The organism is Pseudochrobactrum sp. AO18b (assembly GCF_000409565.1).
In the GTDB taxonomy this organism is placed as follows: domain Bacteria; phylum Pseudomonadota; class Alphaproteobacteria; order Rhizobiales; family Rhizobiaceae; genus Pseudochrobactrum; species Pseudochrobactrum saccharolyticum.
This window is the reverse complement of record NZ_ANNO01000366.1, coordinates 1-1,432: the sequence shown is the minus strand read 5'-3', so window position 1 is coordinate 1,432 and position 1,432 is coordinate 1. Positions and strand designations below refer to the sequence as shown.

The 1,432-nt window shown below is 55.0% G+C and carries 1 protein-coding gene; it reads right to left on the bottom strand.

The genetic code is table 11. The features are described 5' to 3' along the window. The coding region (gene tldD, locus A918_RS0114070) for a metalloprotease TldD (protein ID WP_022711684.1) at nt 1-1,390 on the bottom strand (1,390 nt) is incomplete at its 3' end. Between the last annotated feature and the right edge of the window lie 42 nt (nt 1,391-1,432).

Here is a 1,432-nt window from a genome sequence, read left to right as displayed (position 1 = left end):
GCAGATGCGGTTGGCCAACGCCAACCGGTACCCACTGACCGCCTTTGCCGCAATTGCCGGAGCCATTGTCGAGCTTGCTGTCATTGCCGATCATCGATACGCGATGCATGGCATCAGGACCATTGCCGATCAACATGGCACCTTTGACCGGCGCGCCGACTTTACCGTCTTCAATCATATAGGCTTCGGTGCAACCAAATACGAATTTACCGGAGGTAATGTCTACCTGACCACCGCCGAAAGACACCGCATAGATGCCTTTCTTAACGGAGGCGATAATCTCTTCCGGTGTTTTATCACCGGACAGCATCATCGTATTGGTCATACGCGGCATTGGCGCATGGGCATAGGATTCACGACGACCATTGCCTGTCGGCTTCATCCCCATCAGACGGGCATTCTGGCGATCCTGCATGTAATTGACGAGCTTGCCGTCGTCGATAAGCACGGTGCTGTTGGTCGGCGTGCCTTCATCATCAATGGTCAGGGAACCGCGACGGTCAGCGATGGTGCCGTCATCGACTACGGTCACGCCTTTGGCGGCAACCTGTTGTCCCATGAGGCCCGCGAAGGCTGAGAGTTGCTTGCGGTTGAAGTCGCCTTCAAGACCATGGCCGACAGCTTCATGCAGCATTACACCCGGCCAGCCATTGGATAGTACAATATCAAATGTACCGGCAGGAGCGGGGATCGCTTCGAGATTAACGAGAGCCTGACGCAGTGCTTCATCTGCCGCGTGCTGCCATGAGCCTGTAGCAATAAAATCTTCAAACAGGCGACGGCCACCCATGGAATAGGAGCCGGATTCCTGACGGTCGCCCTGACCGGCCATAACGGAAATCGACAGGCGTACCATCGGGCGGATGTCACGAACGAAATGTCCGTCAGCACGTAAAATTTCTACCTGCTGCCATGAGCCGCCAATGCTGACGCTGACCTGACGCACTTTACTGTCTTTGGCGCGCAAATAGCCGTCAATCTGCTGAAGCAGAACGACTTTTTCATTGAAAGTCGGAGAGCCTAGCGGGTTCACATCCGTATAGAGATGGCGGTTTGTACCAGCCGGAGCTGCACTGTAAGTGCCGGACGACCCGCGGGAAATCGCGGATGCTGCATCGGCTGCACGGAGCAGGGCACTATGGGTCAGTTCGCCGGAATGAGCATAGCCGACCGTCTCACCGGAGACACAACGCAGACCAAAACCCTGTCCCTGATTGAAGGAGCCGTTTTTCAGGCGGCCGTCATCAAAAACCAGAGATTCAGATTCCGCATATTCCAGATAAAGTTCACCGTCTTCACTGCCGTGGAGCGATTGCGCAACCAGTTTTTCAACCTTGTCACGGCTGACATCGAATTCATCAATCAGGCTTCGGGACGTGGTGGAACTCATAGATTTACTCCGGAACAGCGGCTGTGTCCTGTATCAGACGGG